18 protein-coding genes are annotated in these 25,224 nt (G+C 65.6%); 12 read left to right on the top strand and 6 right to left on the bottom strand.

The genetic code is table 11. The features are described 5' to 3' along the window. Window positions 1–4: 4 nt before the first annotated feature. Window positions 5–3,268, bottom strand: a complete 3,264-nt coding sequence (locus P8R42_03270) for an adenylate/guanylate cyclase domain-containing protein (GenBank protein MDG2303669.1) — start codon at window positions 3,266–3,268, stop codon at window positions 5–7. A 47-nt stretch (window positions 3,269–3,315) separates the two neighbouring features. After that, window positions 3,316–4,548 (bottom strand): acyltransferase, encoded by a 1,233-nt coding sequence (locus P8R42_03275; GenBank protein ID MDG2303670.1) that lies wholly within the window; start codon window positions 4,546–4,548, stop codon window positions 3,316–3,318. Window positions 4,549–4,677: 129 nt separating this feature from the next. Here P8R42_03275 and ppdK point away from each other — a divergent pair, with 129 nt between their 5' ends. The 8 genes from ppdK (at window position 4,678) to P8R42_03315 (ending at window position 15,169) form a co-directional block, all read left to right on the top strand. After that, on the top strand, window positions 4,678–7,551 hold the full coding sequence (gene ppdK, locus P8R42_03280) for a pyruvate, phosphate dikinase (protein ID MDG2303671.1): 2,874 nt from the start codon (window positions 4,678–4,680) through the stop codon (window positions 7,549–7,551). A gap of 135 nt (window positions 7,552–7,686) precedes the next feature. Continuing rightward, entirely contained in the window at window positions 7,687–9,147 is a 1,461-nt protein-coding gene (locus P8R42_03285) for an ATP-binding protein (protein ID MDG2303672.1), read from the top strand. A 53-nt stretch (window positions 9,148–9,200) separates the two neighbouring features. Then, window positions 9,201–9,677, top strand: coding sequence for a thioredoxin family protein (locus tag P8R42_03290; GenBank protein ID MDG2303673.1), 477 nt, complete (start codon window positions 9,201–9,203; stop codon window positions 9,675–9,677). Window positions 9,678–9,680: 3 nt separating this feature from the next. Continuing rightward, entirely contained in the window at window positions 9,681–10,562 is an 882-nt protein-coding gene (aroE, locus tag P8R42_03295; protein MDG2303674.1) for a shikimate dehydrogenase, read from the top strand. A gap of 5 nt (window positions 10,563–10,567) precedes the next feature. After that, window positions 10,568–12,313, top strand: a complete 1,746-nt coding sequence (locus P8R42_03300; GenBank protein ID MDG2303675.1) for an ABC-ATPase domain-containing protein — start codon at window positions 10,568–10,570, stop codon at window positions 12,311–12,313. Window positions 12,314–12,357: 44 nt separating this feature from the next. After that, window positions 12,358–13,140 (top strand): enoyl-CoA hydratase, encoded by a 783-nt coding sequence (locus P8R42_03305; GenBank protein MDG2303676.1) that lies wholly within the window; start codon window positions 12,358–12,360, stop codon window positions 13,138–13,140. Window positions 13,141–13,147: 7 nt separating this feature from the next. Continuing rightward, a complete protein-coding gene (locus P8R42_03310; GenBank protein MDG2303677.1) occupies window positions 13,148–14,323 on the top strand; it encodes a CoA transferase in 1,176 nt (391 codons plus the stop codon). Window positions 14,324–14,338: 15 nt separating this feature from the next. After that, window positions 14,339–15,169 carry a GIY-YIG nuclease family protein gene (locus tag P8R42_03315; protein MDG2303678.1) on the top strand — a complete coding sequence of 277 codons (831 nt, stop codon included), beginning with the start codon at window positions 14,339–14,341 and terminating at the stop codon, window positions 15,167–15,169. A 332-nt stretch (window positions 15,170–15,501) separates the two neighbouring features. On the opposite strand, the gene P8R42_03320 is transcribed toward P8R42_03315, so the two are convergent. From P8R42_03320 to P8R42_03335, 4 genes are all read right to left on the bottom strand, one after another. Next, window positions 15,502–15,744 (bottom strand): thioesterase family protein, encoded by a 243-nt coding sequence (locus tag P8R42_03320; protein MDG2303679.1) that lies wholly within the window; start codon window positions 15,742–15,744, stop codon window positions 15,502–15,504. A 243-nt stretch (window positions 15,745–15,987) separates the two neighbouring features. Beyond that, the gene (locus tag P8R42_03325) at window positions 15,988–16,968 is read right to left on the bottom strand and encodes a YihY/virulence factor BrkB family protein (GenBank protein MDG2303680.1); all 981 of its coding nucleotides are present in this window, start codon (window positions 16,966–16,968) and stop codon (window positions 15,988–15,990) included. Continuing rightward, the gene (locus P8R42_03330) at window positions 16,913–17,656 is read right to left on the bottom strand and encodes a Slp family lipoprotein (protein ID MDG2303681.1); all 744 of its coding nucleotides are present in this window, start codon (window positions 17,654–17,656) and stop codon (window positions 16,913–16,915) included. The genes P8R42_03325 and P8R42_03330 overlap by 56 nt, the downstream gene beginning before the upstream one ends. A gap of 116 nt (window positions 17,657–17,772) precedes the next feature. After that, on the bottom strand, window positions 17,773–18,162 hold the full coding sequence (locus tag P8R42_03335) for a histidine kinase N-terminal 7TM domain-containing protein (GenBank protein ID MDG2303682.1): 390 nt from the start codon (window positions 18,160–18,162) through the stop codon (window positions 17,773–17,775). Window positions 18,163–18,559: 397 nt separating this feature from the next. Here P8R42_03335 and pilB point away from each other — a divergent pair, with 397 nt between their 5' ends. From pilB to P8R42_03355, 4 genes are all read left to right on the top strand, one after another. Continuing rightward, window positions 18,560–20,233 carry a type IV-A pilus assembly ATPase PilB gene (gene pilB, locus P8R42_03340; GenBank protein MDG2303683.1) on the top strand — a complete coding sequence of 558 codons (1,674 nt, stop codon included), beginning with the start codon at window positions 18,560–18,562 and terminating at the stop codon, window positions 20,231–20,233. A 190-nt stretch (window positions 20,234–20,423) separates the two neighbouring features. After that, window positions 20,424–21,527, top strand: a complete 1,104-nt coding sequence (locus tag P8R42_03345) for a type IV pilus twitching motility protein PilT (GenBank protein MDG2303684.1) — start codon at window positions 20,424–20,426, stop codon at window positions 21,525–21,527. A gap of 9 nt (window positions 21,528–21,536) precedes the next feature. Continuing rightward, entirely contained in the window at window positions 21,537–22,760 is a 1,224-nt protein-coding gene (locus P8R42_03350) for a type II secretion system F family protein (GenBank protein ID MDG2303685.1), read from the top strand. Further along, on the top strand, window positions 22,757–24,967 hold the full coding sequence (locus P8R42_03355; GenBank protein ID MDG2303686.1) for a sigma 54-interacting transcriptional regulator: 2,211 nt from the start codon (window positions 22,757–22,759) through the stop codon (window positions 24,965–24,967). The genes P8R42_03350 and P8R42_03355 overlap by 4 nt, the downstream gene beginning before the upstream one ends. Window positions 24,968–25,224: the final 257 nt, after the last annotated feature.

Consider the following 25,224-nt stretch of genomic DNA (forward strand, 5'->3'; position numbering starts at 1 on the left):
ACCTTCAGGTTTCGTCGAGAAGTCGCCGCGTACGCTCCGCGTGCCCGTGCGCGCCCATCTCGGACCATGCCTGATTCGCTTCCCGGTAGTGTGCGCGGACTCTCGCGGGGTCGTCCCGCCGCCTGGCCAGCTCGGCGCGCGCCTCCAAGACGAGGGGCAAGTAGCCGCGTGCGCCCGCTCCCCGAAGCCGTTGGTCCGCCCCGTCGAGGAGTCGTCGGGCTTCCGGGAACTCGGTCGTGGCGGCGACCACGAGCATGCAGAGAGCGCCCGCCGTCGTCTGGCCCGTGCGTCGGCAGAGCTCGGCGGTTGCTCGTCCCGTCTCGGCAGCGTCGACGGATCCTCCCGCGAGAAGGGCCGTTGCGAGCGCCTCCCCCTGCCACGGCCGGAGGCCCTCCAGCCCGTACGCGAGGATGGTCCCGCCGGCCACGCGGGCGTGCTCGATCGCTGCTTCGGCGTCGCCGGCGAGCGTTCTCGCCCGCGCCGCGCTGCTGTGGGCCAGAGTGACGTAGGTCGGTGCTCCGTGGCGCTCGGCGAGTTCGAGGAATCGCAGTCCGTGCTCGGTTGCCCGATCCGCGTCTCCCGCGCGAAGGTGGACCTCTGACGCTGTTAGGTGCGCGAGCATCTCGCTTTCTGCTCGGCCGTCTCGCACGCCTCGCTCCATGGCGTCGGCCGCGCCGATCTCGGCCGTCTCGAAGTTGCCGAGTCCGGCGTGTGCTTGCGCGCGAAGCCCGAGCAGGTGGGTGCGCGCAGAGAACTCGCCGAAACCCCGGTCGGTCGTGGTGGGTTCGAGGTCGGCGTCGTGTGTCTCTAGGAGCCTCATGGCATCAGCGAGCTTGCCGCGTTCGAGCAGTGAGTTCGCCAGCGGCACGAGCGTGATCAGGGTGAGTTCACGGTCGCCGAGCGAAAGCGCGCGCTGGTAGGTTTCTCGCCCTAGCCGCTCCCGGCCGTCCTCGTCGCCCCGATTTCCGAGGCAGATCTCGAAGCCGACGGCGACGGTGGCGCGCAGGCCTTCGTTGGCGAGCCGCTCGGCGAGCGCCGCACCCTCTCGGTAGAGGCGATCCTCTTCTTCGGGCTCCATGCCCGACCGCCATGCGAGCTGGAGGAGGCGGGCGCGGGCCTTTACGCCGAGGGTCATCGTCTCGTCGCTCGGTGAGATCCTCTCGAGCAACTCGACGACGCGCCGGTCGTGGCGGAGCGCCTCGGGGATGTCCTTGGTCCCCACCCAGAGCGCGGCCCGCGCGTGGAAACGGGCCGCTTCGAGTGCTTTGCCGCCTTGCTCGAAGTGGTGTGCGAGAAGGGCGGCCTTCTCGGAGAGTTGGTCCGAGTGGAGGTCCGCGAGTGCTCGCGCTGCCGCGAGGTGCGTCTTGGCGCGACGATCCTGGAGTTGCGAGTGGTATGCGACTTCCTGCGTGAGGGGATGCTTGAACGCGAACCGGCGCACCGGGTAGAGCGCATCTTCGAGGATCATCTCCGCCGACTGAAGCGACGCGAGCGGCGCGGCGAGTTGGCTACGCGGCAAGCCCGTCGCCTTCTCGAGCACCGGTTCTTCGAACGTCTTCCCGAGCACGGACGCGGTCTGCAATAACGACTTCTGGTCGTCGGGGAGTCGATCGATTCGAGCTGCGAGTACGGCCCGGACACTGCCCGGGATGGCAAGCGAGCGCACGGCGGTCTCGAGCTTGTAGGAGCCGCGCTTCCCACGCAGGTCGCCGCTCTCGATCAGAGACTGGACGACCTCCTGGATGAAGAACGGATTTCCGCGGGTGCGCTCCTCGATCATCCGGGGAAGCGCGTAGACGGTGTGGTCGGAGCCCAAGAGCTCGGTGAGGAGGGTGTGAACCTCGCGGGACTTCAGCGGGCCGAGGCGTACCTCGGTGTGGTTCTCCCAGGAAGACCAACGGCCCCGATACTCCGGGCGGTAGTTGGTGACCACGAGCGTGCGCGTCCCGGCGACGGCCGCGAGCCAGCCCGCGAGCATCTCGTCGCTGGCCGCGTCGAGCCAATGCAGATCTTCCCACAGCAGGATGCCACCCTGAGTGCGATTCCGCGCCTCCGACGCGCGGCACACGAAGTCGAGGAGCTTTCGCTTCCGCAACGCGGGATCCATCTCGATCGTCGGAGCCTCCGGGTCGGCGATGCCCATGAAGTCGAACACGATGGGTAGAAGCTCGGAGAGCATCGGATCCCAGAGGACCGCGCGCCCTGCGACCTTCTCACGCGCCTTGGCTGCATCGTCGCGCTCGTCGACGTCGAAGGAGCTTCGGAAGACGGAGAGCCACGGAAGGAGCGGTACCGATTGGCCATGCGAGAGGGCGTGGCCCTCCGCGACGCGGATTCCGCGCGCGCGGCATCGCTCGAGGAACTCGAACGAGAGTCGGCTCTTGCCGACGCCGGCTTCGCCGATGAGGCTCACGATTTGCGCCTCACCGGCGAGGGATCGTTCGAGCTTTTCTTCGAGGAGTTCCATCTCGTTCGCGCGGCCGACGAAAACCGAGAGCCCCCGGGTCTTGGACAGATCGAACCGTGTGCGCAGGGCGCCGACGTCCTCGAGTTCGAAGGCCTGTACGGGGTCCGCGACACCGCGGATCTCGAATGTGCCGAGGTCGCGTAGCTTCATGAAGCCCTCGACGAGCTTGGCGGTGCTGCCCGTCAGATAGGCGGTTCCCGGAGCCGCGAGCTGCTCCATACGTTGGGCGAGTCCGACCGTGTGGCCTTGGGCGGTGTAGTCCATGCGAAGGTCGTCGCCGATCTTGCCGACGACCACTTCGCCCGAGTGCAGGCCCATACGAACGGAGAAGTTCATCCCGCGACTGCGCTTCAGGTCCTCGGCGTAGCGCCGCAGCTCGGTGCGCAGGGCGAGCGCGGAGTAGCACGCGCGGCTGGCGTGGTCCTCGTGTGCGATGGGTGCGCCGAAGAGCGCCATGATGCCGTCGCCGGTGTACTGATTGATCGTTCCCTCAAATCGGTGGATCCCGTCTCCGAGGATCGCGAAGAACCGATTCAGGATCCGGTGCCATTCTTCCGGATCGACCTCTTCGGCGAGGGTCATTGAGCCCTTCACGTCGGCGAATAGAACCGTGACTTGTTTACGCTCTCCTTCGAGGGCGCTGCGCGTGCGAAGAATCCGGTCGGCGAGATGGCGTGGGGTGTAGCTCTGCGGCGACTCGGCGGGGAGACTCGCAGGGGCCTCGGTACCGAGCCGCACGCCGCATTCTTCGCAGAACTTCGCGTGCGCGCTGTTCTCGTGTCCGCAGCTCGGACAGTTCATAGGCCCACCGTCATCTCACGCAGTGTACCGGAGTGAGTGCGGGGGCGTCAGCTCGGGCGAGTTTTTGTGCGCGCCCATGCGATCGCGGGGTCTTCGATGAATCGTCGCGAGATCCATCCCAGCAAGAGCGAGCCGGGGAGTACCAGGGCCGTCAGTCCGAAGAACTGCGCATCTCCGGTGCCGCGGATCCAGCCGAGGGTATGGGAGAAGAGGAGGATCAGGGGGAAGTGCCACAGGAAGGCGCCATAGCTGACGTCTCCGAGCCAGCGCGCGAACGGGTTTGCCATCGCCCACTGTGCGCGCGCGGAACCGAGTGCCGTCGTGAGCATGAGCCCCGCGAACGCGAACGAGGGGATGAGGTCGTCGAAGTAGCGGGCGTAGACGCCGTCCGCGGCGTCCTTGCTCACACTGCCGTAGCCCACCATCGAGACGAGGAGCAGGGCGAGCAGCCCGAGTTGAAAGAGCAGCGGTCGCGTGGCCCAACCGGGTGCGTTCCCCCGCTTTCGCGCGGTACGGCCGGCGACGTACAGATAGGCGGCGGCCATCCCGAAGGTGAAGTGACCGAGGTATCCGGGGAACTGCTCCACGAGGCGCGGCGCGGTCCCGCCGACCGCGTTGCCGGCGCCCACGATCGCCGCGACGGATGGCAAATGGAACGCCAGCCAGCGCCAGGCGATCGCCCCGCCCACACCCAGCGCGAAGCCGAGCCTCGGGTTGCGAAAGAACAGGCCCGCGACCAGCGGCAGGAAGGCGTAGAAGATCGCCTCGATCGAGAGCGACCAGAGGGCCCCGTTCACGCCGAAGCCCATCACGCTGGCGTGGAAATCGAACTGGCGAAGCAGCCACCGGGGGGCCGAGTGTTGCAGGAAGAGGAAGTGGATCAGGAGGACGATCCAGCCCCCGGTGCTGGCGAAGGGGGAGGCGAACCGGGTCAGGACCGGGGTCGCGGCGGCCTGGACCACGAGCGCGACGTAGTAGGCCGGTACGATGCGCGCGACGCGGCGGACCGTGTAGCTCCAGAGGGATCCGAAGGTGCCACCGCGCCGGACGACCGGCAGGAACAGCACAAATCCACTGATCACGAAGAAGAAATCGACCCCCATCCCGGCCGCGATGGTAAGCGCCCGGAGGGGCCCGCCGTCGAGAGGGGCGTCCGTGTAGAGCCAGCAGTGGAAGATCGCGACCAGGAGGGCCGAGGTGCCCCGAAACCCGTCGATCACAGGGACGTGCGGTGGGACCGGCGCGGGCGCGTCGCCGTGAGTCAGAAGGGCGTCGGCCATGTCGAACAGGGGGTTGCCGGTTTTAGGCCGCGAAGTCCAGAGGCGCCGTGGCAGGCCTGGGGTCCGGGTGGTAGGGATCTGCCTTTCGACGCCCAAGAGAATGGGCGAAATTCCGAGGAGATCCACATCATGGCACGTGCGAAGAAGCTCGCGAAGGGCAAGAAGGCCGGCGGCCGCAAGAAGACCGTCAAGAAGGGCGCCGCGAGCAAAGCTCGAGCCGGATCCTCCAAGAAGGCGGGCGGCCCGAAGAAGAAGGCCGCCAAGGCCAAGAAGAAGAGCGGCGCGAAGGGGAAGGTGAAGTATATCTACGCCTTCGGCGCCGGTCGTGCGGATGGTCGCGCGAAGATGAAGAACCTTCTCGGCGGTAAGGGCGCGAACCTCGCGGAGATGGCATCGCTCGGCATGCCAGTACCTCCCGGCTTCACCGTTTCGACAGATGTCTGCACCTATTTCTATGGCCACAAGCGCACGTACCCGCGTGAGCTGACCGGTGCGGTCCAGCAGGCGATCGCCAAGGTCGAGCGTCTGATGGGCAAGGGCTTCGGTGACGGCAAGAACCCGCTGCTCGTGTCTGTTCGTTCCGGCGCCCGCGCATCGATGCCGGGCATGATGGACACGGTGCTGAACCTGGGGCTCAACGACAAGACTGTCCTCGGGCTCGCCGAGGCGTCGGGCAACGAGCGCTTCGCGTACGATTCGTACCGTCGCTTCATCCAGATGTACGGCGACGTCGTCATGGAGATGGAGCCCGAGAGCAAGACCGAGCGGGATCCGTTCGAACTGCTGATCGAGGACAAGAAGGCCAAGCGCGGTACCGAGAACGATCTCGATCTCACCACGCAGGACCTGAAGGAACTGGTCGTCGAGTTCAAAGCGCTCGTCCGCAAACGCACGGGCAAGACCTTTCCCGACGACCCCTGGGAGCAGCTCTGGGGCGCGGTCGGCGCCGTGTTCGGTTCGTGGATGAACCAGCGCGCGATCACGTACCGTCGCCTGTACTCGATCCCGGCCGATTGGGGCACGGCGGTCAACGTCCAGGCGATGGTGTTCGGCAATCTCGGTGAGGACTGCGCTACCGGCGTCGCGTTCACGCGTGACCCGGGCGACGGCACGAACGACTTCTATGGCGAGTTCCTCGTGAACGCGCAGGGCGAAGACGTCGTCGCCGGAACGCGCACCCCGCAGAAGATCACGCTCAAGGCCTCGCGCGTCGTGGCCAAGGCGAGCGGCCAGAGCGAGAGCGATCGCAAGGCGAACGCGCCTTCGCTCGAGGAGGTCATGCCGAAGGCCTACAAGGAGCTTCGGAAGACCGCCGGCAAGCTCGAGAAGCACTACCGCGACATGCAGGACATCGAGTTCACCATCGAGAACAAGCGGCTCTTCATGCTGCAGACACGCAACGGCAAGCGGACGGCCGCCTCGGCCCTGAAGGTCGCCGTGGACATGGTGAAGGAGAAGCTGATCAAGCCGAAGGTCGCGGTCATGCGCGTCGAACCGGCTGCGCTGGATGCGCTCCTCCACCCACAGGTCGATCCCAAGGCCGCCAAGGACCTTCTCGCCAAGGGCCTCCCCGCATCGCCCGGCGCGGCTGCGGGTCAGGTGGTCTTCTCGGCGGACGATGCGGCGGAGGCGGCGGAGTCCGGGCGCAAGACCATCCTCGTTCGCGTCGAGACTTCGCCCGAGGACATCCACGGAATGAACGCGGCGGAGGGGATCCTCACCGCTCGCGGCGGCGCGACGTCACACGCGGCCGTCGTCGGTCGCGGCATGGGCAAGCCCTGCGTCGTGGGCTGCGGCGCACTTCGGATCGACTACAACAAGGGCATGATGCACGTCGGCGATCGCGTCGTGAAGGCCGGCGATCCGATCACGTTGGACGGCGCGACCGGCGAGATCTTCGTCGGGCTCGTCCCGACGGTAGAAGCAGAGCTTTCAGGTGACTTCGACAAGCTGATGAAGTGGGCGGATGCGGTCCGCACGTTGAACGTCCGTGCGAATGCCGATACCCCGCATGATGCGAAGGTCGCGCGTGAGTTCGGCGCCGAGGGCATCGGCCTCTGCCGCACCGAGCACATGTTCTTCGAGGGGGATCGCATCGATGCCGTCCGGGAGATGATTCTCGCGGAAGACACCGACGGTCGGCGCAAGGCGCTCGCGAAGATTCTCCCCATGCAGAAGAAGGACTTTGTCGGCATCCTGGAGGCCATGAAGGGTCTACCGGTCACGATCCGCCTGTTGGATCCGCCCCTGCACGAATTCCTCCCGCACACGGACGCCGAGATTGCCGCTCTCGCCAAGAAGATCGGCGTGTCAAAGGACACGCTCAAGCAGAAGCGCGACTCTCTGCACGAGCTCAATCCGATGCTCGGCCACCGCGGTTGCCGCCTCGGCGTCACGTTCCCCGAGATCTATGAGGTCCAGGTGCGTGCCATCATGGAGGCTGCGTGTCAGCTGGTGAAGCGCAAGGTGAAGGTGCTCCCCGAGATCATGATCCCGCTCGTCGGGATGGACACGGAGCTCGCTCGGCTTCGCGAGCTCGCGGAGCAGGTCGCGCAAGAAGTCGTCGCCAGGCACAAGGTGAAGGTCCCGTACACGATCGGAACCATGATCGAAGTGCCGCGAGCGGCCATCACGGCGGGTGAGGTCGCGGCGCACGCCGACTTCTTCTCGTTCGGTACGAACGACCTGACTCAGATGACGATGGGCCTGTCGCGCGATGACGCCGGCAAGTTCCTCCCGTATTATGTGGAGGCGGGCGTGCTCGAGAATGATCCGTTCGTTTCCGTCGATCAGACGGGCGTGGGCTTCCTCATGGAGCACGCGGTTCGTGCCGGCCGCGCCGCGAAGCCGGGCCTGAAATGTGGCATCTGCGGTGAGCACGGCGGCGACCCGGCCTCCGTGGTCTTCTGCCACAACGTGGGTCTGGACTACGTTTCCTGCTCGCCGTTCCGGGTGCCGATTGCACGCCTCGCGGCGGCGCAGGCTGCGCTCGCCGAGGACTGAGCCGACTCCTGAGGCCGCCCCCGATAAGGGGCGGCCTTGACTTCTTGCTCCGGATTGCGCTGTCATCCGCGGCAGCGGTCAGATCTCGTGCGTACCCCGCGCGGGGGTGGCCGGTGCCCGAGGAATTCCGATTTTGTGAGCGATTTGATGTCACGGCTAGGCGGCTTTGGCGCCACTCTGGCGGATCCGTTCGTCCCGACCTCGATCCGTGAGCAGGGGATCGAACGCGTTCGCCGTGCGAGGCTGCTCGTTGGGGTCAGCCTCACCAGTGCCGTGGTCGTCGTCCTCGGCTCGGTGAACGCTCATCTCGATGGTGCGGTGGTCGTGGCCCATTGGCCCTTGCTCGCGGTGGCGCTGCTCTTGTTTCTGCCGTTCCTCCTAAGGTGGACCGGATCCATCGGTCTCGTCGGAAACCTGATCGTCGCCGCGATTGCGTTCACGATCAGCTTCGCAAGCCTCGCCCGCGTTTCCAGCGGGCTCGAGCCGATGATGGCCTCCGCGCTGATTCCGCTCGTCGCCGTCCTGGTCGGTGGCTGGCGCGTCGGACTCTTCTGGGGGGCGCTCGTCGTCACCCGGCTGATTTTGTTCGCCGGTGTCCACGTTGGGTGGTTGGAACTCCCGGGCTTCCTCGTTCTACCGGAGACGGTGCTGCAGGGCACGGGCCGGATGCGGGGCGCCGGGGTGATGATTCTCATCCTCGTCCTCGCATTGGTGTACGACGCGCTGATGACGCGCTCGCTGGTCGAGTTGGCGCAGGCACGGGATCGGGCCGAGCGTGCGGATCAGGCGAAGAGTGAGTTCGTTGCTAGCCTGAGCCACGAGGTGAGGACGCCGATCTCCGTCATCATCGGGATCAGCGACATGTTGCTCGAGTCCAAGCTGGACTCGGAACAGCAAGAATTCGCCCGGACTCTTAGGAGGTCCGGCGGAAATCTCCTCAATCTCGTGAACGACGTTCTTGATCTGTCAAAGATCGAGGCTGGGCGCCTGGAGATCGAGTCGATTCCGTTCGACGTGGCTGCCGTCGCGCGCGACGTGAAGCGTCACCTCAGTCACGCAGCGGACACCAAGGGGATCGCTTTCGACCTGAAGCTCGGTAGAGGGCTTCCCGCGGGAGTCTATGGTGACCCGGGTCGGGTGCGTCAGGTTCTTCTGAATCTGGTCGGGAACGCGATCAAGTTCACCTCGCAAGGTGGGGTGGAGCTCGAAGTCGTGGCTAAGAAGCGCAAGGGCGAACAGGTGACGCTTGGGTTCGCTGTGACGGATACCGGGGCGGGCATCCCGGCCGACGCGCTGGAGCGACTCTTCGAGCGCTACACGCAGATCGACTCGTCCACGGCGCGGGTCTCCGGCGGCAGCGGGCTGGGGCTTCCGATCAGCAAGGAGCTGGTCGCGAAGATGAAGGGCAAGCTCGAGGTTCGAAGCCAGCCCCAATTCGGCTCCCGGTTCTCGTTCTCCCTCCCGATGCAGGTCGTGGAGGTCGCCAGCACCCCCCCGATCGAAGCGTCCGAGACGAAGAAGTCCGCATCCGTCGCGGACGTCTCGGCGACCCCAGCTCACCAGTTCGAGCGTTTGAAGCAGTACGTCGCCTCCTGAAGGTTGCGCTCTCCTCGGCAGCCCGGCATTCACGGGGTATGAACCGAGCGAAGTTGAGCAGAAGCGGGCTGCTGGGGATGGTTCTCCTGCTGGCTCTTGCCGTCCCGAGCGCCTGGGCGGGCGGAGACTGGAACGACGACGGCATCGCCTGGCGCTCCTTCGACGACGGCGTGGCCGAAGCGAAGAAGGACGGCAAGCCCGTTTGCCTGGTCATCTATACCGAGTGGTGCCCGCACTGTAAGAACTACGCGAAGGTGTTCCACGATGCCGAGATTGAAGAGCTCTCGAAGCAGTTCGTCATGATTCGGCTGGACCAAGAAAACAACGAGAGCCTCTCGAAGAAGTTCGTCCCGGACGGGTCCTACATCCCGCGCACGATGTTCCTTGATTCCGCCGGCAATCTCGTGCCGGAGATCAAGCTGTCGCGCGACAAGTACCTGTATTTCTACGACGAGCACGATCCGACGCAGCTTCGTGAGGCCATGAAGAATGCGCCGAGCAAGGTGCAAAAGCTCTCGGACGCCTCGTAGCCCATGGCGGCGCGCGGTTCTCTGGTCCCGATTGGCTCCGACACCAAGCTCGTCGGGCTGATCGGCGATCCGGTCGATCACTCCCGGTCTCCGGCGATGCACAACGCCGCGTTTCGGGCGCTGGGCCTTCCGTGGGCGTACCTCGCGTTTCCCGTCCCTGGTGATCGCGTCGGTGAGGCGGTCGCGGCCGTCCGCGCTCTCGGTCTCGTCGGGCTGAACGTGACGATCCCGCACAAGCAGGCGGTGATCCCCCACCTCGACAAGCTCTCGCGGCGGGCCTTGGCCTGTGGGGCGGTGAATACGATCGTCCACCGCCGCGGTGTGCTCCGAGGCGAGAACACCGACGTGATCGGACTCGAGCGCGATTGGGGAGAGCTCGGTGTTGCGCCGCGCGTAAAGGACGCGGTGGTCCTCGGGGCCGGGGGATCGGCGCGCGCGGCCGCCGTCGCGCTCGCGAGTCGCAGCCGTCGCGTTCTGGTAGCGGCCCGCCGGGTCGAGAAGGCCCGGGCCCTCGTGGGCGATTTGCGGCGGACCTTGCGGACCAAGATCGAGGCGGTGGACCTCGCGGACCTACGCCCCGATTCGAATTCCGCCCACGGATGGCTCGAGCACGCGGGTCTCGTCGTGAACTCGACCTCGGCGGGTATGAAGGGGGAGCCCTTCTTTCCATTCGCCTTCGGCGCGACGCCCAAGAGCTGCTTCTTCTACGATCTGATCTACACCGCGCGCCGCACGCCGTTCGTCACGGCTGCAGCGCGCGTGCGTCGCCCGGGCGCGAACGGGCTCGGTATGCTGCTGCACCAGGGAGCGGCGGCCTTCGAGATTTGGACCGGCGTGGAGCCGCCGTTGGATGTGATGCGACGGGCCCTCGCGCGGAAGCCCTGACGACCATGGCCGAGGTCGGACTGCGCGAAGCTCTCGAGGCGCTCGACGGTCGTTCGTACGGCGACTACCGCCGAGTCGGACGGCGCACGTGGTCGCTCTCGCCGATCGAACTCACGATCGAGCACGTGCAGGGCGACCCGTTTGCGGCCCCGAGCCGCGTTCGGTTGGACCTCGACTCGGAGGCCTTGCTGCTGCCGGACTTCGCACTCGCGGGCCCCGCGGCGTGCCGGGCAAGCGCGGACTTCCTGCACCGCCTGCTCGCTGGTGCCCTGCGGTCTGCGCGTCCGCCCAAGCCGCAGGGGGACGCGCGCGGAAGAGGTCGAAATGGCAGCGGCGGCAGCGGCACAGTCGAGATCGCCCGCGTCGGACAGGAAGTCCTGGCGCGCACCGCCGTGGTGATCGACCCGGACGGTGCCGCAAGGGTTCGTCTCACGGTCGGACTGCCCGCGGCCGGTCGCCGGATTCTCGGTCGTGCGGCCGGTGAACTGCTTGCGGAGCGACTGCCCCGACTGGTGTTGGACGTCGTCGGGAGCGAGCGCGTCGATCTCGAAGCCCTGCGGGCGCACGTCGAAGCCGTGGAGGATCAGGTCGCTCTTCGGGCGGGGCTCGTCGAGCGCGGCCTTGTCGCGTTTCTCGCCGAGGGTGCGATCCTCGCGCGATCCAGTGGCGTCGACGACCGGCCCCTCGCGGTCGCGCGTGCGCTCGCGGTGCCCGCGTCGCTCGCCGTCGAACTCGACACGCCGCACCGTGGTCGCGTGCGGGGCATGGGGATCCGCGACGGCGTAACCTTGATCGCAGGGGGTGGGTATCACGGGAAGTCCACGCTGCTCGATGCTCTAGCGCGCTCCGTGTACGACCACGTGCCTGGTGATGGTCGCGAGGTCTGCGTCACCCGGGAGGATGCCGTGTGCATTCGGGCCGAGGACGGCCGATCGGTGCGCGGGGTGGATCTCCGTCCCTTCATCGGACGCCTGCCGCTCGATCGATCGACGGAGAGCTTCGACACGGACGATGCATCGGGGTCGACCTCGCAGGCCGCTGCAATTGTGGAGGCGCTCGAAGCGGGGGCCGGCGTTTTCCTCATCGATGAGGACACGGCGGCCACGAACTTCATGATTCGCGACGCGCGGATGCGGCGTCTGGTGCCGGCGGGGCGAGAGCCGATCACGCCCTTCCTCGATCGCGTCCGTTCTCTAAGCGACGAGTGCCACGTTTCTTCCGTACTCGTCGTGGGTGGCGCGGGGGACTATCTCGATGTTGCCGACGCCGTCGTGCTGATGGACACCTACGCGCCCACGGACGCGACGGCCGCCGCACGCTCGGTCGCGATGGCGCTCCCGCTGGTGGATGACGCCGCACCTCGCTCCGCGGACCCGTGGATGGCTCCCGTCCCGCGCCGGCCCCGTCCGCAGTCGTTCGATCCGCGACGCGGGCGAAAGGAAGAGCGCGTACGAAGCCGGAGTACGCGCGCGATTGAGTTTGGTAGTGAAGAGATCGACCTCTCTCTGGTCGCGCAGCTCGTCGACCCGGGTCAATGCCGGCTCATCGGCGACGTCCTCCTCGACCTCAGCCGAGGTCGGTGTGACGGGAGTGCGAGCCTGGCCGAGCTCCTTGACCAGTTCGAGGAAGCCTGCCTTGTGTCGGGGATCGAGGCGGTCGCCGAGACGTCGTTCGGCGACCGGGCCGGCGTGCGTCGCTTCGAGATCGCGGCGGCGATCAATCGCCTCCGGAGCCTCCGAATCGACCGCTGAAGCGACCACGTGCCGCGGCGGGCCGGGCGCGTTAGCCTAGCCGCATGCCAGGACAGGTACGTACCGAGAAGAGCGATGGGCTCGGCTGGATCATCTTCGACCACCTCGAGCGACGCAATGCGATCACCAACCAGATGTGGAAAGCGATTCCGGTTGCTGCGAAGGAGATGGATGAGGATCCCGACGTACGCGTCGTGATCTTGCGGGGCGCGGGCGATGTCGCCTTCGTCTCGGGCGCCGACATCTCCGAATTCGGCCAGCTCCGGTCGGGCGATGGAGCGCAGAACTACGACGTGGACAACTGGCTCGCGTTCGACTCGCTCGCCAACATCACTAAGCCGACGATCGCGATGATTCACGGTTTCTGCGTCGGCGGTGGCTGCGCGATCTCGCTCACGGCCGACCTTCGGTACACGGCCGACGACGGTGTCTTCGCGATTCCCGCGGCGCGGCTCGGCCTCGGCTATGCGACGAGTGGCCTCGAAACCCTCGAGCGGATCGTCGGTGTGTCGTCGGCGAAGGAGATCTTCTTCACCGCGCGTCGCTTCGACGCGGCCGAGGCGCTGCGCCTGGGCCTTGTGAGCGAGGTGCTGCCGAAGGCCGATCTCGAGACCTACGTCCGCAAGGTCGCGACGCAGATGGCGGCGAACGCACCGCTGACACTGCGGAGTGCGAAGCTGTCCTTCCGTGAGATCGGCAAGACGCCCGAGGCGCGGGATGCGGAAGCGCTCAAGACCTCGATTTCTGCCTGCTACGGTAGTGAGGACTACGCCGAAGGCGTATCGGCGTTCCTCGAAAAACGACGACCGGATTTCCAGGGAAAGTAGGCCGCAGGTGGCCGGCCCTCTCGAAGGCGTTCGCGTCATTGACCTGACGCGGTATCTGGCCGGGCCGTTCGGCTCGATGCTGCTCGCCGACTACGGGGCGGACGTCGTGAAGGTAGAGTCGCCGCGTGGGCGCGAGTTCCGCAGCGGTGCCGACGAGCGGGACAACTACTTCTTCCTCGCTGCGAATCGCGGCAAACGCTCGATCACGATCGATCTGAAGAAGCCGGAGGGGCGCGACCTCGTTCTCCGACTCCTGGAGGATGCCGACGTGCTGATCGAGAACTTCCGGCCCGGCGTCATGGACGCGCTCGGACTCGGGGCGGAGGGGCTGCTCGAGAAGTTCCCCCGGCTGGTCTACTGCGGCGTCTCTGGTTTCGGCGCCGACGGCCCCTATCGCGACCGCCCCGGTTTCGACCAGATCGCGCAGGGGATGAGTGGTTTCATGAGCCTGACCGGAACGCCGGAGAGCGGTCCGACCCGCGCCGGCATCGCGATCGCGGACTTGCTCGCGGGCGTCTTCGCCGCTCATGGCATTCAACTCGCGCTGCTGGCCCGGGAACGCATGGGCCGAGGGCAAGTGGTTCACACGTCCTTGCTCGAGTCGATGATCAGCATTCTCTCGTGGGGTGCCGGCATGTTCTTCGACTCAGGGAAGGCGCCGGGCCCGGCCGGTCAGCATCATCCGCTGTCGTCACCGTACGGTCGGTTCCGCGCGGCGGATGGATTCCTCAACATCGCCGCCGGGAACGACGCGATGTGGGAGAAGCTTGCGCGCGTGCTCGGACGCGAGCGGTGGCTGCAGGACGAACGATTCGAGACCGTGACCGGCCGCGTGAGCCACCGCGATGCACTTACCTCCGAGATCGAGGACGCGCTGACGGGAGAAGGCGTCGACACGTGGGTGGAGCGGATCAACGCCGGCGGTGTCCCGTGCGGACCTGTCCTCGACCTGGAGCAGGTTTTCGCCGATCCGCAGGTGCTCGCCCGCCAGATGTTGGTGGAGCTTCCGCACCCAGAGCGCGGCACGATCAAGACGACCGGCCTTCCGGTGAAGCTCTCGGAGACCCCGGGGGCGATCGAGCGCCGGCCGCCGCTGCATGGGGAGCACACCGACGAAATCCTGACCGAGGCTGGGCTCTCCGAAGAGGAGGTCGCGGCCCTTCGATCCGGCGGAGTCTTGTAGGCTATACTGCGGGTGGTGGCGGCCGGGCGGCAGTTCGATCGGAAGTTCGGTGAGGATCTCGTGGAGAGCCTCCCGACCTCGCCAGGGATCTATCTTTTCCGTGACGACGAAGATCAGGTCTTGTACGTCGGGAAGGCCAAGGACATCCGACGGCGGCTTTCGAGCTATCGGAACGCCTCGCGCCGGAAGGCGCATCGCAAGATGCGCACGCTGGTGCGTGAAGCGAGCTCCGTCGAGGTTCGGCTGCAGGAATCGGAGCGGATGGCACTCCTCACCGAGAACGAGCTCATCCGCGAGCTGCGACCCCCGTACAACGTCGATGGGGCCTACTCGTTCCTGTATCCGTCCATCGGCGTTCGTCACAAAGACGGCCAGGCGCTGTTCTGCTTCACGACCAGCATCGATGCCTGGCAGGGACTCGGGTTCCGTTGGTACGGCAGCTTTCGCTCCCGCCTGCGTGCGAAGGACGCCTTCGACGCACTGATCGACCTGGCCACCCGGCTCGGCCACCTCGAGCCGGGTACGAACCTGCCCGAGCTGCCGCGCGTACGTGGATCGAGGGTCGTGGGCATTCGTCGGCTCGGCCCCACGCGCGTCGCGTCGGTTCGCCGCTTCCTGTCGGGCGAATCGCTCGACGGCCTCGGCCGTCTTGCGGTCGATCTTCTGGAAAAGCCGCGCGCGCGGCGTGACGCGGCGGACGTACAAGAAGCACTCGACCGGCTGGCGGCGTTCTATCGGAGCGACATCGAGAAGCTCCGCGCGGCGGTCAATCGAGTTGGGCGGAAGCAGGCGTACGTTCCACAGCAGGAACGCGATGCGCTCTTCATCTCGAGCCGTCACTCGTAGGGAAGCGTTCGCCTCAGCCGATCGCTCCCTCGAGCCATTGCTGGAGTGGTTTCATCTCGCGGGGAAAAGTCGAATCCAGATTTCGCCATACTGGCCGGGCATGCTGTTTCCGGTCGCCTGGCGAGTTCGGAGTCGGCCTTCCTGTGTTAGGAGACAACCCGCGATCGCGGCCTTTGTCGCGCTGTTCTACCAGGGGCTCCTCAACAACCTCGGCGAACTCTGGAAGCCGGACGTACTGGCGGACGGCTTCGGAAACGTTCGTTGCACGTTGCCGGATTCGCCGAACCCGCGACCGGGGTCTCGTTCACTTTCCTACAGATGGGCGACAACGATCAGGCCAGCGCGTCGCGCAGGAGCCAGGATTCGTCTTGCACTTCGTCGTGGAAGCGAACCGAGACGTCGAGGCTCGGGGCCATAAAGCCTGTGTTGCCCACGTGGGTTCGGCATGAGGCGGGCCAGTCCATGGTGTCGATCAGCAGGAGCGAGCGTGCGGCATCGAGGAACGGATCCCCGGGAAACGTCGTGCGCGGCCGGAAGCGAAACCACCCGCGGAAGAGTGCACTTCCGGTTTCCAGCTCTTTTCACGCCACCCACTCCTCGGTCGGCCGCTCCTCGAAGTTCTCCCAGAAGGGATAACGTTCCGCGAAGTCCTCGGCCGGGACCAGGTCTTGAACGGAGCGCAACGAATCGGGGCCCGGGACGCACCCTCGCCCCCAGTGACGCGCGTGTCTTCTCGGAAGTCTCCCACGCGTCGGTTCTGCCGCCTTGCGCCGGTCGGTTCAACCGCGCCGTTCCGGGGAGCTCGGACCGCCGCGGCTTCAGGTCGGTTTGTTGCCTTCGCGCTGGGCCCACGGGCTCGGCTGGATGGGGACGCCGAGCTTCCGGGCGGTGACCTGAGTGAGTTCAGCGCCGAAGAGAACGATCTGCGCCGAGTAGTAGACCCACACGAGCAGGACGGCGAGCGATCCGGCCGCGCCGTAGACCGAGGCGAGGGACGAGCGCCCGAGGTACAGCCCGATCAGGAGCTTGCCGAGCGCGAAGAGCAGCGCGGTCGCAAACCCGCCCGCGAGCGCTTCCCTCCATCGAATTTCGGCATCCGGCAGGACGCGGAAGATCAGCGCGAAGAGGGCCGTCGCCATCGCGAGCGATACCGAAACGCTCACGGCCTGTGCGCCAATCTTGCCGGCGGTTCCCACGGCCCGCATCTGGTCGGCGATCGCCGCGACCGCGGCGCTCGCAACGAGCGAGACCAGGAGGAGGAACCCGACCGAGACCACGATCCCCAGAGATACGAGCCGGGCGCGAAGAAACCGGCCGACTCCGGACCGAGTCGGGTTCGGCTTCAGATCGAAGATCTGGTTCAGCGCGGCCTGGAGCTGGGCGAAGACGCCCGAGGCGCCGAACATCGCGGTGGCGAGCCCGATCATCCCGGCCCAGCTTGCGGTGTCGCCCTTGGCCGCTTGCTCGATCAGTTGCTCGATCAGCCCACCGCCTTCTTCGCCGACGAGACCGCGGAACTGCTCGGTCAGGTGGCCCCCCGCTGCATCGGCGCCGAGGAAGAACGCGGTCAGGGACAGGATGACTAGGATCAGCGGGGCGACGGCGAAGACGGTGTAGTAGGCGAGGGCGGCTCCGAGTTGGAGGCCACGGTCCTCGCCGAACTCCTTCACCGTCTCGCGCAGGACCTCCCAGGCCCAGCGCCAGCCGGCCGGTGATGGCTCTCCGGTCTCCTCCACCTTCGCGTCAGCGCCGTCCAACCGGGACGCGCTGCCCCCCCCCACCTCGGACGAACTTTCCACCGCTTCCTCCCCGAACCATTCGGCCGCCGCCGCGACCCCCGCCACCTCTGCCGCGATAGTGTCTACCGCCACCGTGACCGCCCCGGTAGCCGTACCGATACGGCAATCGGTACCCGTAGCCGTATCCGTAATAGGGGCCCGGGAAGCCGGCGCCGAACCAGGGTCCGTAGTACGGACCCCACCGGTATGCGTAGGGCGACGCGCCGAAACCCCAGCCGTAGCCGTACGCGGGGTAGGGGGCCGCGTAGTAGACCCGCCGCGGCCAGAGGTACACGACTTCCGCCGTCACGACCGGCACCTTTAGTTTGAAGGACTCGAACGACTGCGTCGCTTCGCGGTCGATTAGGCCGGTGGTGGTGATCGCGCGGCCAGGTTTGTACACGGCGGGGTCGTAGAAGCCCGGTGCGCAGGCGCGGTATCGACCACCGGCGAAGTCGGTGCCCTGCTCGGGCTTGGCCCGCGAATCGAGCGGTCGGCTCAGGATGTCGAAGCAGGTGTCGTTCTTGCCGTGCGTCACCGACAAAATGTCGCCGCCCCACCGGACGTAGGAGCCGGTTCGCTGTTGGACCGCTGCCTGGTCGGGCGAGATCGGCTCGTAGAAGTCCCCTTGGAGGACGGCGGGCGTGGACGCGCACGCGCCGAGGATGACGCCTGAGACGGCAGCGCCGATGGTGCTCCGCTTCGACATGACCCGGATTGAGTATGAAGGGGCCGTGTGGCCGGCACAACGTCGGGTTCCTGAGTAGGGTCGGTGCGCTCTGCGGCACCGGTAGGCTCGGCCGACCTCGCGGAAGGCTCCCAGACTCAGGCGCCGGCGGTCGGATCGGTCTCTGGATAGCCGGGCGCGTAGTACGTGTCGTGGCAGTCGGTCGCGTACAGCGAGCTCTCGGGGTCGACCCGGTTCAGAATTACGCCGAGCAAAGCAATCGCCTCGGCCCAGTGCTCTCGCCAGGTGCGAACGTATTTCGCGATGAGCAGCCCGGTCGACACGGTGAGGAGCACGCACGCGTTTCCAACATGCAGCCAGAAGAGTGGCCCGTGCGTGACGACGATAGCGGGCAAGGGCGTTTCGTTCGTGAGAGTGGCCTGATCCCACACCAGAGGGGTGGAGAGCCACAGGCACGTGAGCGTGATCACGGGGAGCGCCGCTATCAGCCGCCGTTTCACCCAACGCTTTCTCCCGGTGAGGAGCACCCCGGCGAAGAGGGGGAGAAGCGCATAGGGGGTCGCAACCAATGTTCGTGGCCTCTGGAGTGTCTATCGGCCGCGAACGCTCTAGGAAAAAGGACCGATGTCGATGTGGCCCAAGGCATGGCGTCTTCGCCAGGGGTGCCTATGAAATACGTTGGCCGCACCGGATTCCCTCAAGCGGTGCGCAATGCGGGCCGATATGCAGACAAGATCCTCTCCTCGTCGCTGGCTCCGATCCAGGGTCGGGGAGCGTGTGCGCGCCGGGCCCCAGCGCGTCACGTGAACCAGATTTGGGGCGGCGGAGAGTCGATTGGGTTTGGGCGGAGTGGAAGCCTTCACGAGAGAGTCGAAAGAGCCGGGCGGGGGCAAAGCCCAAGCTGTCGGTAGTCGAGTTGGTGACCTGCTCCTGAGGCAGGGCGTCATCAGCGCGTCCGATCTTCGGGTGGCGACGGCTCGTCTTCGGGAAGCCGGCGGCGCCCTAACCACCTGGATGGTGAAGCTCTGCGGGCTTTCCGAGCAGGAGCTTCTGACCATCCTGCAGGAGGAGTACCACCTTCCGGTGGTCGACCCGGCGGCGCTCGATATCGCGCCTGAAGTCATCGACGTCCTCCCGGCCTTGCTGGCGAACAAGTACCACGTGGTTCCGGTGAGCCTCAGCCGAACGAGTCTGACGCTCGCGATGGCCGATCCGTCGAACCTCGTCGCCATCAACGAGGTGAAGTTTCTCACGGGACTCGACGTTCGCGCGGCGATCGCCGGTCCGGGATCGATCGAGCGCGTGATCGAGCGGTACTACGAGCACAGCGTCAACTATGGCGACGTTCTCTCCGAGCTCGGCAACGAGGAGATGCAGGTCGTTCAGGCCGAGGAAGAGCTCGACCTCAAACAGCTCGAGAAGGCGACGGAAGAAGCGCCCGTCGTCAAACTCGTGAACGCGCTCCTTACCGACGCAATCAAGAAACGCGCGTCCGACATTCACATCGAGCCGTACGAGAAGATACTGCGCGTCCGGTTCCGAATCGACGGCGTTCTGTACGAAATCATGCAGCCGCCGGTGAAGCTGAAGAGCGCGATCATCTCGCGCATCAAGGTCATGGCTTCGCTCGACATCGCCGAGCGCCGGCTGCCGCAGGATGGACGAATCAAGGTGAAGATCGGTCAGGGCCGCGAGATGGATCTTCGTGTCTCCACCCTGCCCACGCTCTTCGGCGAGAAGGTCGTTCTTCGGTTGCTCGACAAGGGTGGCGTGCAGCTGGATCTCAAGACGCTCGGCTTCGAGCAGGAGTCCCTCGACAAGTTCCAGGACGCGATCATGCGCCCGTACGGCATGATTCTCGTCACGGGGCCCACCGGGTCCGGGAAGACCACGACGCTGTACTCGGCCCTGTCGGAGCTGAACAAGATCACGACCAATATCTCCACCGCGGAAGATCCGGTCGAGTACAATCTCGTCGGAATCAACCAGCTGCAGGTGCACGAGGACATCGGACTGAACTTCGCATCGGCACTGCGCGCCTTCCTGCGACAGGATCCCGACGTCATCATGGTTGGTGAGATCCGTGACTTCGAGACCGCGGAGATCGCGGTCAAGTCGGCGCTCACGGGTCACTTGGTTCTGTCCACCGTCCATACGAACGACGCGCCTTCGACGGTCAACCGGCTGCTCAACATGGGCATCGAGCCGTTCCTGATCGCTTCGTCGGTGAACCTCATCATGGCGCAACGTCTCGCACGCGTGGTGTGTCCGAAGTGTCGCGAGCAGATTGAGATTCCTGCTTCGGTGATGATCGACATGGGCGTACCCGAGGAGGAGGCAAAGCCGATCCTTTCGTACCGCGGCAACGGGTGCCAGAACTGCGGCACGACCGGCTACCGCGGTCGAAGTGCATTGTACGAAGTGATGATTATGACCGATTTGCTGCGCGAGCTGATTCTCTCGGGGGCTTCGTCCGCCGAGTTGAAGCGCCAGGCGATGGAAGACGGGATGAAGACCCTCCGCCAAAGCGGCGTCGAGAAGATCATCGAGGGTATCACCACTGTCGAGGAAGTCATGCGCGTTAGCATGGCGGACTAAACGTCTCGTCCCGTGCATCGCTTCGCTGCAGCAAAGTAGCGAGATGATGCATTCTTCTTGGCCTGAAGGGTCAAGCCCGGCGCGAGAACTGCCGAATCGTGGAGTAGGGTCACCCCGAGCGATGGTACCGCGTTTGCATAGGCAAACGCAGTGACGCACGCGACGGTGTGACCGGGGAGGTTTCGACAAAATGCAGATGCACGAGTTGTTTCACGAGATGGCAGGCCAAGAGGCGTCCGACTTGCACATCACGTCGGGTGCGCCGCCGATGATTCGCGTACACGGTTCCGTGACGCCGCTGCCGTACGAACCGCTGAACTCGAATGACACGAAACAGCTCTGCTACAGCGTCCTTACTGAACAGCAGAAGAAGAAGTTCGAGGAAGAGAGCGAGCTCGATTTCTCCTTCGGCGTCGAGGGCCTTTCGCGTTTTCGTGGCAACTTGTTCATCCAAAAAGGTGCCGTGGGCGCGGTCTTTCGCTCGATTCCGCATACAGCGCCGCCGCTGAAGTCGCTGGGCCTTCCCGCGGCCGCCGAAGCGCTGATCAAGCTGCCCCGTGGTCTGATCCTGGTCACCGGGCCTACCGGTAGCGGTAAGTCGACGACGATGGCCGCCATGGTCGACGAGATTAACGAGACCCGGCAGGACCACATCGTCACGATTGAAGATCCGATCGAGTTTCTGCACAATCACAAACGCTGCATCGTGAACCAACGAGAGGTCTTCGCGGATACGCAGACTTTCGGGCAGGCGTTGAAGCACATTCTTCGTCAGGATCCGGACGTCGTGCTCATCGGCGAAATGCGAGATCTCGAGACGATCGAGGCGGCGCTGACGATCGCGGAAACCGGTCACTTGGTCTTCGCGACGCTGCACACCAACTCGGCGGTCCAGACAGTCAACCGCGTGATCGACGTGTTTCCGGCGCACCAGCAGTCGCAGGTGCGTGCTCAGTTGTCGCTCGTGACGGAGGCGGTTCTCTCGCAGACCCTGCTGCCGCGCGCCGACGGCCGGGGTCGTACGATGGCCTGCGAGCTGATGATTCCGAACCCAGCGATCCGGAATCTCATTCGTGAGGAGAAGGTCCATCAGCTCTACTCGCAGATGCAGGTCGGGCAGCAGAAGTTCGGAATGGTCACGCTCTCGCAGTCTCTCCTCGATCTCGTGTCCCGCAACATCATCACCGCCGAGACGGCGTTGCTGGCCGCGACGGAGCCCGAAGAACTGAAGAAGATGCTCGGCGTAGCTCGCGGGCCGACCGAGCAGGCCGGCCGCATGGTGCTGGCAAAGTAGGCGTACGCGATGGCTCAATTTGCATATCAGGGGCGGACCGCCAGCGGGAAGACGTTGCGCGGCAACATGGAAGCGCCGAGCCGTGAGGCGGTGATCAACCGTCTTCGCGCGCAGCGCATCCAGCCGATCACGAACAAGATCAAGGAGCGCGGCAAGGGATTCGATCGCGAGATAACGATCCCGACCTTCGGGAGCGCCGTGAAGTCCAAAGACGTCGTGATCTTCACGCGTCAGCTCACCACGATGATCGACGCCGGCATGCCGCTCGTCCAGATCCTCGACATCCTCGGGACGCAGACGGACAACAAGGTGTTCGGGAAGCAGGTTCTGGCGGTGAAGGAGGCGGTCGAATCCGGGGCTACGCTGTCCGATGCCCTGCGGCTCTTCCCGAAGACGTTCGATGAACTCTACACCAACATGGTCCAGGCGGGTGAGATCGGCGGCATTCTCGATACCATCCTGGGACGGCTCTCCATCTACATGGAGAAGATGATCTCGCTGAAGCGCAAGATCAAAGGTGCAATGATCTATCCGGCGACGATCATCTCGGTCGCCATCGTCGTGACCCTGATCCTGCTGGTCTTCGTCATTCCGGTCTTCGCGGAGCTCTTCGGGAGCTTCGGGCAGGCACTTCCGCTGCCCACTCAGATCGTGATCAACATCTCGAACTTCACTGTGGCCTACCTGCACGTGCTCGTCGCGGCGGTCGTCATCACGGCCATCGTGATTCGGCAGACCTACCAGACCGAGAAGGGCCGATTCATGATCGACAAGTTCATGCTGCGGCTTCCGATCCTGGGTGAGATGCTGCGAAAGGCATCGATCGCACGGTTCTCGCGGACACTCGGCACCCTGGTGTCCTCGGGTGTTCCGATTCTCGACGCTCTCACCATCACGGCCCGTACCGCTGGGAATAAGGTCGTCGAGAAGGCGGGCTTCATGGTTCGTGAGAGCATCAGCCAGGGCCGCACGATGGCGGAGCCGCTGACGCAAAGCGGAGTCTTCCCGCCGATGGTGTGCCAAATGATCGGCGCCGGTGAGATGACCGGAGCGATCGATCAGATGTTGCAGAAGATCGCCGACTTCTACGAGGAGGAGGTCGACAACGCCGTCAACAACCTGACCGCGCTGATGGAGCCGCTCGTCATCGTGATTCTGGGAACGATCATCGGTGGTCTCGTCATCGCGATGTACCTGCCGATCTTCCAGCTCGGTTCGTTGCTCTCGACATGACGCTCACTTGGACAAAGGACACCGGAGTTCAGTCGCCGCTTCGCGATCGGCTGCGGGTGCTGCTCTTCGCGCGCGTCCTAATCATGAGCGTGTTCCTGGCCGGGGCCGGTGCGCTCTGGTTTGCGAAGCCTGATGTCACGCGTGCGCTGCTCGGAGACGTGACGTTCTCGGTTCTCGCCTTGGCGTATCTCGGAACTGTCTTGTCGGCGGCTTTGGTTCGCACCGTTGCGAGGCCGGGTTGGCTCGCCTACCTGCAGATCGTTTTCGATGTCCTCCTCATTACGGGCGCGCTCGGCGCGATGCGCGGGGCCGATGGTCCCATGGCGCTCCTGTACGTTCTGCCGATCGCGAACGCGGCCGGTCTCCTGATGGTGCCCGGTGCGGTGGCGGCGGCGGTCGCTTCAAGCGTGGCGTACGGTGCGCTGTTGCTACACGGACAGCACGTGGTGCTTGCCGTCGGCGGGTTGCCGACGAACGACTTGGCTTGGCCGATCACGCTGGCCGCGATCTGCTTCGGACTCACCGCCGTCGGCGTGGGTGGGGTTGCTCGCCGGCTCGAAGTGGCCGAAGGCCAGCTCGAGAATCATCGGGATGAAGTCGGGCGCCTCGAAGAGATGCATCGCGTCCTGGCGAATGGGCTCGAGTGCGGAATCCTCGTGACGGACTGCGAGGGGCGCGTGCGCTCGGTGAATCCTGCGGCCCAGCAGATTCTCAGCTTGCCGGTGGGCTCGATTCACGGGCGCGAGATCTCCTGGCTGGTCCCTCTCCTCGAGTCGGCGGAGGCCGCGGAGTCGCGCGGCCATCTCGAGTGCTCGCAGCGTGTAGGGCCGGGCGAGTCGCGACGCCTGCGGATTGGTCGCAGCGTCCTGCGGGACACCTACGGGAACCAGATCGGCGAGATCGTCATGCTGCAAGACGTCACGCGCATCGAGCAGCTAGAGGCGCGGCTGGCGGAGGACGAGGGCGCGCCCCTGGGGCTCGGGGGCGACGAGGATACGCCCGCCGAGAACGAGAACGATAGTGAAGACGGTGCGACCCCCGGTCCGGGGGTGGAGGACGGCCTCATCGGTACGTGCGCCGCCATGGATCAGGTCTCGCGCTTGATCGACAAGGTTGCGGTGACCGACGCCACCGTCCTGGTGACGGGCGAAAGCGGTACGGGAAAGGAGCTCGTCGCGCGCGCCGTGCATCGCAGGAGTGCGCGCGGGGACGGCCCCTTCGTCGTGGTCAACTGCGGCGCGATCCCGGAGTCGCTCATCGAGAGCGAGCTCTTCGGACATGTGCGGGGCGCCTTCACCGGCGCCGTCGCGGACCGGGCAGGCCTCTTCCGACGAGCACACGGAGGCACGATCTTCCTCGACGAGATCGGCGAACTCTCGCCGGCTCTTCAAGTGCGACTCCTTCGCGTGCTGCAAGACCACAAGGTCCTGCCGGTCGGAGGTAATGCGGCGGTTGATGTCGATGTGCGAGTCGTTGCGGCTACGAACCGGATTCTGGAAGATCTGGTGAAGGCCGGCGATTACCGAGAGGATCTCTACTACCGGCTCGCCGTCATCTCGGTCGACATTCCGCCTCTGCGCGAGCGGGGCGGCGACCTGTCGGTCCTGATCGAGCACTTCCTGCGGGTCGGCGCCGCTCGGCACGGGAAGAACGTCCGCTGCGTGAGCGCCAAGGCGATGTCGCTCCTTCTCAAGCATCCCTATGCGGGCAACGTGCGGGAGTTGGAGAATGTGATCGAACACGCGATCACTCTTGCGGACCGCGATACCGTCCAGGACGTTGATCTCCCGGAATCGATCCGTGGGGTCTCGCCCGTTCGGTCGGTGCGCCCCAGCGCGGCGGAGGCGACCGCCTCGGCGTTGGACGGTAGCTTGCCGCCGTCGGAAGACCTCGCGGCCGCCTCAGGTCCCGATCCTTGGGCATCCGAGGAGGCAGGGCTGGGCGATGGACCGGGTGCGTCGCTCCGCTTGCCCATCGACGACGGCGAAGGAGCGAGCCTCGACGAGCAGCTCGCGACGCGAGAGAAGCAGATGCTCCTCGCGGCGTTGGATCGCGCGTCCGGAGTGAAGAAGAAGGCGGCGGTGCTGCTGGGGATCAACTACCGCTCGTTCCGACACCGTCTTCAGAAGTACAGCCTCGATGCGCACAGCGACTCTGTGCTGAGCCGGGCCGACGGCGGCACTCTGCTGCGCGAAATGAAGCCCTGAGCCGAGCTTTGCCCCATAGCGTTCTCTCAGGTCGCGGCGTAGCCGCGCGCGCATTGTTCGTTCCGAGTGCCGCCTCCTTTTTGGTTGGGTGACACCGGGGCGAACCTCGGGCAGGCGCTGGCGTTCGATGTCGATTGGTCCCTCCGTGGCCGCGTTCTGTCACCGACGGCTCGTGTCGTCACGAAATCGACGCGCGCAAAGCGTCTCTGTCCTGCGGTTGCGGTCACCGATTGACGCTGAGTGTCTGCGCAATGGTC

Source organism: Candidatus Binatia bacterium (assembly GCA_029243485.1).
Lineage (GTDB): Bacteria > Desulfobacterota > Binatia > UBA12015 > UBA12015 > VGTG01.